Below are 8,872 nucleotides of genomic sequence, written 5' to 3'. Positions count from 1 at the left end.
GTTGGCGGCGCGCCGCCGGCCCTGGGACGCTGATCACGATGGCGGACGGTCAGGGCGGCGGTACGGCGTGACACAGACCCACGGCGGGGCGGTGCGCCCGGCGACGGGCGCGACCGCCGGCGTCCCCGTGGACGAGCCCGCCCAGCCGGACCGGATCCGCCGGTCAGCCGACGCGATCAGGTTCGGGGTCTCGTGCGTCGCGCTGGCCGTGGTGATGCTGCTGGTGTCGATCGCGCAGCAGACCACGCACGGGCTGCAGACCGACATCGCGCAGGGCACGGCGCACGCCCCGCGCCTGCTGCTGTCGCTGGCCACGCTGGCGTCCAGCTTCGGGGTGCTGACGGTGCCGATCGCGTTCGCGGTCGAGCGGCTGTTCCGCAAGGACGGCATGCGTGTCGCGATCGCGCTGCTGGCCGCCGTGATCGCGTTCGGGATCACGGTCGGGCTGGACGACTGGGTGACCAGCGCCGCGCCGGGCGGGGTGCTGGACTCGCTGATCTGGGGCGGCACCAGCACGGCCCCGGTGCACACCGACATCGCCCCGGTGATCGCGTTCGTCACGGCGGTCGGGATGGCGGGGCGGACCCGCTGGCAGGCGGTGACGTGGACGCTCATCGGGCTGGCCGCGCTGACCGGGCTGACCGCGTCGTACGCGTCGGTCGCCGCGCTCGCGGCCACCTACCTGCTCGGCCGCGCGATCGGCTACGGGACGCTGTACGCGGTCGGAACGCCCAACCCGCGCCCGACCGGGACGACGGTGGTCTCCACGCTGGAGCGGCTCGGGCTGTGCCCGCGCCGCGCCGCGCGCCTCGACGATCCCGGCGACGCCGCCGCGGACCGCCGCTACGGCGTCGTCCTCGACCGGCGGGACGAGGGGTGCCGCGCGCCGGGCGAGCGGCGGCCCGGCCGGTGGGACCTGGAGGTGCGGGTCCTCGACCGCGACCAGCAGACCGCCGGGCTGCTGTACCGGATGTGGCGGACGCTGCGGCTGAGCCGCACCACCACGGGCCGGGCGCTGCGCCCGCTGCGCCGCTCCCTCGAGTTGGAGTCCCTGATGGCGTACGCGGTGGACGCGGTGGGCGCGCGCACTCCCCGGCTGGTGGGGACGTCGGAGGTCGGCACGGAGGCGGCGCTGCTGGCCTACGAGCACGTGCCGGGGCGGCGGCTCGGGGACGTCCGGGACGAGGAGGTCACCGACACCCTGCTCGCCGACGTGTGGCGGCAGTTCCGGCGGCTGCAGGAGGGCCGCCTCGCGCACCGGCGGCTGGAGGAGGACGCGATCCTCGTCGGCGACGACGGCCGCGCCTACCTCACCGACATGCGGTCCGGCGAGATCGCGGCCGGCGACCTGGCGCTGCGGCTCGACCTGGCGCAGTTGCTCACCACCGTGGCGCTGCGCGCGGGCCCCGAGCGGGCGGTGCGGACCGCGGCGTCGGCGCTGGGCGAGGACGCGCTGCCGGCGGCGGTGCCGCTGCTGCAGCGGGTGGCGCTGTCGCGGTCGACGCGGACGGCGCTGCGCCGCGACCGGGAGCTACTGACCCGCATCCGGGAGCAGATCGTGGCGCTGAAGCCGGAGACGGAGGCGGCGCCGGTCCGGCTGGAGCGCTTCCGGCCCCGGACGATCTTCAGCATCGTCGGCCTGTCCGTCGCCGGGTACATCGTGCTCCCGCAGGTCGCGAGCCTCGACTTCGCGCACCTGCTGTCGACCGTCACCTGGCACTGGCTGCTGATCGCCCTCGCCGGGTCCGCCGCCACCTATCTCGCGGCGGCGTACATGCTGCTGGGCTTCGTCCCGGAGCGGCTGCCGCTGGGGCGGACGGTGCTGGTCCAGCTCGCCGCGTCGTTCGTGCAGCTGGTCGCGCCGGCCGCGGTCGGCGGCGTGGCGATCAACACCCGCTTCCTGCAGCGGTCCGGCATCCGCTCGGGTCTCGCGGTCGCCAGCGTCGGCGCGTCCCAGCTGGTCGGGCTGGTGGTGCACGTGCTGCTGCTGGCGCTGTTCGGCTTCCTCACCGGCTCCACCCACAACGCCACCAAGGACCTGGCGCCGTCCCGCACGATCATGATCGTGGTGCTGGCGCTGGGGCTGGCCGCCGGCGCGGCGCTGACGATCCCGCGGGTGCGGCGGTTCGCGACGTCCCGGCTGCGGGCGATGTTCTCCGGCGTGGTGCCGCGGCTCGTGGACGTCCTGCAGTCGCCGCGCAAGCTCGCCACCGGGCTCGGCGGGACGGTCGGGCTGACGGTGGCGTACGTGGTCTGCCTGGATGCCTCGATCCGGGCGTTCGGCGGGTCGCTCCCCTGGACGGCCGTCGTGGTGGTGTTCCTGACCGCCAACGCGGTCGGCTCCGCGGTGCCGACGCCGGGCGGCCTCGGTGCCGTCGAGGGCGCGCTGACGCTGGCGCTGACGATCTCGGGGCTGACCGCGGAGACGGCGACGTCCGCGGTGCTGCTGTACCGGCTGCTGACGCTGTGGCTTCCCGTGCTGCCGGGCTGGGCGGCGTTCGCCTATCTCCAGCGCAAGGAGGCGATCTGAGGGGTCGGGGGTCGTCCGGGGGCGGCCGCGGGCTCGCGGGAAGGGTCAGCCGGTGCGGCGGGCGCGCCGCCGGTTCGCCAGTTCATCGTGGGGGTGTTCGAGAGGGTCCGGGTCGTCGGTGGCGGCGCGTTCGCCGGGAAGCTCCGCCAGGCTTCCCTCCACCTCCTGCCATACCCGTCCGAGCGCGATCCCGAAGACGCCCTGCCCGCCCTGGAGGAGGTCCACGACCTCGTCGGCGGAGGTGCACTCGTAGACGCTCACCCCGTCGCTCATCAGGGTGATCTGCGCCAGGTCCTGGACGCCGCGGTCGCGCAGGTGCGTCACGGCGGTGCGGATCTGCTGCAGCGACACCCCGGTGTCCAGCAGCCGCTTCACGACCTTCAGCACCAGGATGTCGCGGAAGCTGTAGAGCCGCTGGCTGCCCGATCCCTGCGCCGCGCGGACGCTCGGCTCGACCAGCTTCGTGCGGGCCCAGTAGTCCAGCTGCCGGTAGGTGATCCCCGCCGCCGCGCACGCCGTCGGGCCGCGGTAGCCGACGTCCTCCGGCGGCGCGGACACCTGCGTGTCGAAGAGCAGGCCCTGCTCTCCGGCGCGTTGTGACGCCATGTGCCTTTCGGGGGTCGCCTTGCCCTCGCCGCTGCTCACCGCCACGCGGACCTCCGGCTTCTATCAGCCCGTGGCGCTTCGTCAAGGGGGTTTGACGAATTACACCACGGGTGTTCCACCAGCACGGTAGGTGCCGGTCAGGGTGTGGTCAACGTTCACCGTCGGCGCGTCGCATGCCCGGATGAACCGGCTTCACGTGGGCAAACTGCGCACCTTAGCCGCCAACGCACTCCTACCCCGATGGTCACCCCTCGGAAACTGCCAGGTCCAGGGCAATGCAAGACCAATCGCGGCACGGCATGAACTTACACCCTGAAGTGACATTCCCCACTCCATCCGCCAAGTCCGGCCCGCACCGCTCCATCACACAGCGTAACCGATGCCCGCTCGAACAGGCGGGACGTGCCGCGGAGCGCCGGGCGCGCCCGTACCGCGGGTCCGGACGGAAGGTCGGAACGGCGGCCCCTTAGGGCGCGCGGACTACCGGTGCGGCGCGGTGCGATCCAGCCGGCGCGGCGCGGTCCGGCCGATGCGGCGCGGTCTAGCCGGCGCGGCCGAAGTCCTCCGGGGAGATGGTGTCGAGGAACTCGCGGAACTTCTCGACCTCGTCCTCCTGCTCGTCGGGGATGGCCACGCCGGCCTCCTCGAGGACGTCCTCGCTGGCGAAGATCGTCGCGCCGGTGCGCAGCGCCAGGGCGATGGAGTCGGACGGGCGGGCGCTCACCTCGACGCCGTTGGAGAAGACCAGGTCCGCGAAGAAGATCCCCTCGCGCAGGTCGGTGATGTTCACGGTGCGGAGCTGGACGCTCAGCGCGTCGAGCACGTCCCGGAACAGGTCGTGGGTGAGGGGGCGCGCGGGCAGCACGCCCTGCTGGGCGAAGGCGATCGCGGTCGCTTCGACCGCCCCGATCCAGATGGGCAGGTAGCGCTCGCCCTCCGTCTCCTTCAACAGGACGATGGGCTGATTGGAGGGCATCTCGACCCGGACGCCGACGACCTCCATCTGCTTCACTGCGGCTCCCTGCTGGTCGACGCTGTCTCGATCACCACGTGCACCGGACGGATCCTCGACGAATCCTGTAGCCCAACGTACACCCAGGCTCGGACAGGGTGGCGCGGCGGCGGGCCGCAAATGCCTCCCCGGACCCCCTGATCAGGGGTCGAGGCTTTCGCGAAGGCCCGCCGACAGCAGGGCGGCGTGCAGCCGGACGGAGAGCGCGGCGATGTCGCGCGCGGTCTCGGCGGCCTGCTCGTGCGCGCCCGGGCTGCGCCGGCGCAGCTGCGGGGCGACCATCTGCTCGATCAGCCCGGCCTGCCGGTCGGCGGCGGCCTTGGCGGCGCGCAGGTGGCGGACCTCGAAGCCGTGCTCGCCGAGCGCGGCGGCGGCGCGGGCCACGGTGAGGGCCTCGCCGTCGTAGTGGGTGCCGTTGCGCCGGACGAGCCCGTACTCCTCCAGGTCGCCGAGCAGGTCCTCGCCGATGCCGGCGCCGTCCAGGAGCTGGCGGCGGGTCAGCCGGACGGCCGGGTCCGGCGCGTCGGCGCCGGCCGCGACCAGGGTGCGGGGCCGCCGGGCGGGCTCCTCGGCGCGGGCGCCGAGCGGCGGGACGGCCTCGCCGCGGTCGCGGGCCTCCAGGTGCTGCCGGATCGCGCGCAGCGGCATGTAGTGGTCGCGCTGCGCGGTGAGCACGAACCGGAGCCGCTCCACGTCGGCCGGGCCGAACTTGCGGTACCCGGCGGGGGTGCGCTCCGGTTCCACGAGCCCCTCCGACTCCAGGAACCGGATCTTGGAGATGGTGATGTCGGGGAACTCGCTCCTGAGCAGCCCGAGGACGTCCCCGATGGTCATCGGGGACCGGGCCGGCTGCGCGTTCAAGGGCCCTCCCATCGTCGCCGAGACCCCGTGCTCCCCCGCCGCTCCGGTCCTCGTCAGGCGTGCGCCGGGTTGGTCAGGAAGACCAGCCGGAACTTGCCGATCTGGACCTCGTCGCCGCCGGACAGGCCGGCCTGGTCGATCCGCTGCCGGTTGACGTAGGTGCCGTTCAGGCTGCCGACGTCGCGGACCGAGAAGGTGCCGCCGTGCCGGGCGAACTCGGCGTGCCGGCGGGAGACGGTGACGTCGTCCAGGAAGATGTCGCTCTCCGGGTGCCGTCCGGCGGAGGTGCGGTCCTTGTCGAGCAGGAAGCGGCTCCCCGCGTTCGGCCCCCGCTTGACGACCAGCAGCGCGGTCCCGGGCGGGAGCGCCTCCATGGCGGTCTGGTCCGGACCGGGCTGCTCCTCGACCTCATGGCCGGTGTCCAGCGCCTCGAACCCGCCGATGGAGATCGTGGAGGTCGACTCGCCGGGCGACTCCCGGTAGATCGGCGGCTGGGCGCCCCGCGTCAGCGGGGTGCCGCAGTTCGAGCAGAAGCGGGCATCATCCGGGTTGGCGTGACCGCACTGCGTGCAGTAGACGCTCGGCATAGATCGGCTCGGCCTCCTACCATCGGCGCGCCGCCCGCGAACGCCCCGCTGCCGCGGGAGCCGCGTGCGCCACGCGCATCCTTCACCCAACCCACGCCGGGGACCCGCCCCCGACCACGGTCCTGCTCACCGCCCGCGCACGCGACGGTCGCCGCAACTTACGCGGGTATTGCCCGAGGGGTCAACCGGAACGGTGAACCGACCGCACCACGGTACCCGTGCCGATGATCGCCGGTCTACGCCGCCGCGCGGGCGGCGCCGATCGCGACGTCCCGGGACGGCCGTTCACCGCTCCCCCCGTTCCCTCTTACGGAGACCGTATCGCGCTCACGGTCACTTTCGCGCGCGGGGTGATCGAGACGGTGGCGCCGGCGGCCCGCAGCGTCCGCACCACGCCGCCCGGAATGTTGAGCGCCGTGGTCATGGTGTGGGGGTCGCCGATGGCGAGGAACGTGTACGGGGCGCGCAGCGTGCTCCCGTCCGCGAGGACGCCGTCGCGGGCGTCGACGAAGTAGGTGTCGACCCCGGCGCGGACGTCGTTGACCTGGACGACCTCGGCGCCGGCGTCACGGAGCTCCTCCAGCGCGTCCAGGAGGCCGCCGGCGCGGACGCCGCCGCGCGGGTCCTGGACGACCATCTGGATGCCGGGCCCTTCGGCGGGGAGCGTGCCCGCCAGGAGCCCGTAGGTCGTGGCGCGCTTGCGCGCCTCCTCCAGGGCGGCGCCGCCCTGGGCGTCGCGTTGCAGCTCGGCCTTGGTCTCCTCTAGGTCGCGGATGTCGCCGCGGAGCCGTTCGGACCGCTGGCCCAGATCGGCCAGGATGCCGACCAGCTCGTCCTGCCGGGCGGTGGCGAACGTGGTGTCGCGCTTGGTGGAGCGGACCTGCACGGCCACCGCGAAGCCGACGAGGACGCACAGCAGCCCGCCGATGAGCTGCCCCCAGCTCGCCCTGGGCCGCAGCAGGGCCATCACCCCGGTGAGGGGCGGGGGCGGCTCGTCCGGCGGCTCAGCGGGCCGCTCAGGAGGCCGCTCGGGGGTCTCCGGCCGGTCGGGCGCCTCGGGCCGCTCATGGGCGTCGTCCCCGCTCATGCGCCGAACAGCTTCCGCCGGATGCCGGCCGCGTTGGAGAAGATCCGGATGCCGAGGACGACGACGACGCCGGTGGACAGCTGCGAGCCGACGCCCAGCTCGTCGCCGAGGAAGACGATCAGCGCCGCGATGACGGTGTTGCTGAGGAAGGACACGACGAACACCTTCTCGTCGAAGATCCCCTCGAGCCGGGCCCGGACGCCGCCGAACATGGCGTCGAGCGCCGCGACGATGGCGATGGGCAGGTAGGGCTGGAGCCACAGCGGGACGTCGGGGTGCAGGAGGAGGCCCAGCACCACGCCGATCACCAGCCCGATCAGCGCGATCATTCCCTGGCCGTCCCTTCCGTGCGCGCCGCGGCCGCGGCGGCCGCGTGCGCGGTCGTTCCTTGGGCGGTCGTTCCTTGGGCGGTCATTCTGCGCGCGACCGTTCCGACCGTGGTCTTCGTGTGCCCGGTCATCGCGTCACCCGCCCGCTCTCGGAGCGGGCACGGCGTAGCGCAGCCCCAGCGCGCCCGCCGCGGGCAGCCGGGCGCCGGACGTACGGCGCGCGTCGTACCGGATGCGGTACCGCTCCTCGAGGTCGCGCAGCCTGCGGTCGGCGGCGGAGCCGGTGAACGCGTCCCGCACGCGGTCCGGGTCGCCGAGCGCCGTGACCTCGTACGGGCCGGTCAGCGGGCGGTAGTCCACCAGGATCGCCTCCCCCGCGGTGCGGATCGCGGTGACCGGGGTGAGCCGGCGCCCGTTGATCCCGATGGCCGTGGCGCCCGCCGCCCAGAGCCCGTTGACCAGCACCTGGAGATCCTGATCATAGACCCGGCCGGCGGAGTCCCCGCCGCCGTCGCCGGGCGCGTCGCCGACGGTGACGACGAGCCCGGGGCCGGAGGCGGGCTCGGCGGCCGCCGCGGCGGCCTGCGCGGCGAGGTCGCGGCGGACGCGGCGGCCGGCGGCGCTGCGCTCCAGGGCGCCCGCCCGCTCCCGGCCGGTGTCGGCGCGCAGCCCGTCGAGACGGCGCTGCAGGGCGTCGGTCTCGCCGGTGCGGGCGTGGATCTGGTCGATGAGGCGGGCGCGCTCCTTGGCGGCCACGGGCTCGCTGCGGCGCACCTGGACGCCGGCCACGGCGATGAGGACGCCCGCGGCGGTCAGCACGGCGAGGACGCCGCCGCCCCGCAGCCGCCCGCCGCGCGGGCGCGTCCCGCCGGACGCCGCGCGCCGCGCCGCCGCCTCGGCGTAGCCGGGGTCGAGGAGCTTGCCGGAGAACAGGTCCGACAGCAGGGACATGGAGGCGTCGGGGCGGCGCCATCCGTCCGCCCGCTCCGCCTCGTCCCGTCCCCGCCGTCGCGCGATCATCGCACCATGATGGCAAGGCCCGCCAAATCGGGCCGGGTCCGCCGCGCTCCGGCGCGGCGCTAGGCGACGGCGGCGCGGGTGCGGTCGAGGCCGATGTGGACGGCGAGGCCGGCCAGCACCGAGCCCATCAGGTAGCGCTGGACGCGCTGCCAGGCGGGGCGGCGGGTGAGGAACGCGGCGATGCTCCCGGCGCCGAGCACGATGAGGGCGTTCACGGTGATCGCGACGGTGATCTGGGTGAGCCCGAGCAGCAGGCTCTGCACGGCGACGTGGCCGCGGGAGGGGTCGACGAACTGCGGCAGCAGCGACACGTACAGGATGGCGATCTTGGGGTTGAGCAGGTTGGTCACCAGGCCCATGGCGAACAGCCGCCGCGGCGGGTCGGCGGGCAGCTCCCTGGGGGCGAACACGGCGGTCCCGCCGGGCCGGACGGCCTGCCAGGCCAGCCAGAGCAGGTACCCGGCGCCCGCCAGCTTCAGCACCGTGTACACGGGCGGGACGAGCCGGAAGACGGTCGTGATCCCGGCGGTGGCGGCCACGACGTAGAGGACGAAGCCGAGGGCGACGCCGCCGAGGGAGACGAGCCCGGCGCGCCGGCCCTGCGTCACCGACCGCGACACCAGGTAGATCATGTTCGGCCCGGGGGTGAGGACGAGCCCGAGCGCGACGAGGGCGATGGCCGCCAGGGCCGCTGGGGAGATCATTGCACCGATGCTAGACGTCCGATTTGTTCGGTGCAATGATGAGATTGAACTCGGTGCAATCCTGGGAGCCGTATGGACGACTACCGGCGGGTGGCCGACGCGGTCGCCGCCGACATCGCCGCCGGGCGGCTGCGGC

At 74.2% G+C, this 8,872-nt stretch carries 9 protein-coding genes; 1 reads left to right on the top strand and 8 read right to left on the bottom strand.

From position 1 onward, the window contains the following. The first annotated feature begins 67 nt into the window (after positions 1-67). Complete coding sequence (locus ABZ914_RS40390) at positions 68-2,530, top strand: lysylphosphatidylglycerol synthase transmembrane domain-containing protein (RefSeq protein WP_500199868.1); 2,463 nt, start codon at positions 68-70, stop codon at positions 2,528-2,530. Positions 2,531-2,575: 45 nt separating this feature from the next. Here the strand turns inward: ABZ914_RS40390 and ABZ914_RS40385 are convergent, their stop codons facing one another. The 8 genes from ABZ914_RS40385 to ABZ914_RS40350 form a co-directional block, all read right to left on the bottom strand. Further along, positions 2,576-3,181 (bottom strand): MerR family transcriptional regulator, encoded by a 606-nt coding sequence (locus tag ABZ914_RS40385; RefSeq protein WP_190868711.1) that lies wholly within the window; start codon positions 3,179-3,181, stop codon positions 2,576-2,578. 496 nt (positions 3,182-3,677) lie between these two features. Then, complete coding sequence (locus ABZ914_RS40380; protein ID WP_151546279.1) at positions 3,678-4,148, bottom strand: bifunctional nuclease family protein; 471 nt, start codon at positions 4,146-4,148, stop codon at positions 3,678-3,680. 141 nt (positions 4,149-4,289) lie between these two features. Next, positions 4,290-5,009 carry a transcriptional regulator FtsR gene (gene ftsR, locus ABZ914_RS40375; RefSeq protein ID WP_206700390.1) on the bottom strand — a complete coding sequence of 240 codons (720 nt, stop codon included), beginning with the start codon at positions 5,007-5,009 and terminating at the stop codon, positions 4,290-4,292. Between the two features lie 53 nt (positions 5,010-5,062). Then, a complete protein-coding gene (locus tag ABZ914_RS40370; RefSeq protein ID WP_500199865.1) occupies positions 5,063-5,596 on the bottom strand; it encodes an FHA domain-containing protein in 534 nt (177 codons plus the stop codon). A 307-nt stretch (positions 5,597-5,903) separates the two neighbouring features. Then, positions 5,904-6,683 carry a DUF881 domain-containing protein gene (locus ABZ914_RS40365; protein ID WP_500199863.1) on the bottom strand — a complete coding sequence of 260 codons (780 nt, stop codon included), beginning with the start codon at positions 6,681-6,683 and terminating at the stop codon, positions 5,904-5,906. Further along, positions 6,680-7,012 (bottom strand): small basic family protein, encoded by a 333-nt coding sequence (locus ABZ914_RS40360; RefSeq protein WP_173092574.1) that lies wholly within the window; start codon positions 7,010-7,012, stop codon positions 6,680-6,682. The genes ABZ914_RS40365 and ABZ914_RS40360 overlap by 4 nt, the downstream gene beginning before the upstream one ends. Before the next feature lie 135 nt (positions 7,013-7,147). Continuing rightward, positions 7,148-8,032: a DUF881 domain-containing protein gene (locus ABZ914_RS40355; RefSeq protein ID WP_500199862.1), complete on the bottom strand. Its 885-nt coding sequence runs from the start codon at positions 8,030-8,032 to the stop codon at positions 7,148-7,150. A gap of 59 nt (positions 8,033-8,091) precedes the next feature. Continuing rightward, positions 8,092-8,736 (bottom strand): LysE family translocator, encoded by a 645-nt coding sequence (locus ABZ914_RS40350; protein WP_500199860.1) that lies wholly within the window; start codon positions 8,734-8,736, stop codon positions 8,092-8,094. Positions 8,737-8,872 lie beyond the last annotated feature (136 nt).

The sequence above is a fragment of the Spirillospora sp. NPDC046719 genome, assembly GCF_040645715.1.
Taxonomy (GTDB): Bacteria; Actinomycetota; Actinomycetes; order Streptosporangiales; family Streptosporangiaceae; genus Spirillospora.
Note: the sequence above shows the minus strand (reverse complement) of the source record. Positions and strands in the feature narration are given on the sequence as shown.

Bases quoted from the DNA above. Each gene is read 5' to 3' on its own strand.
- ABZ914_RS40355 (WP_500199862.1), bottom strand. From the start codon at position 8,032: ATGATCGCGCGACGGCGGGGACGGGACGAGGCGGAGCGGGCGGACGGA.
- ABZ914_RS40350 (WP_500199860.1), bottom strand. From the start codon at position 8,736: ATGATCTCCCCAGCGGCCCTGGCGGCCATCGCCCTCGTCGCGCTCGGG.
- ABZ914_RS40370 (WP_500199865.1), bottom strand. From the start codon at position 5,596: ATGCCGAGCGTCTACTGCACGCAGTGCGGTCACGCCAACCCGGATGAT.
- ABZ914_RS40365 (WP_500199863.1), bottom strand. From the start codon at position 6,683: ATGAGCGGGGACGACGCCCATGAGCGGCCCGAGGCGCCCGACCGGCCG.
- ABZ914_RS40360 (WP_173092574.1), bottom strand. From the start codon at position 7,012: ATGATCGCGCTGATCGGGCTGGTGATCGGCGTGGTGCTGGGCCTCCTC.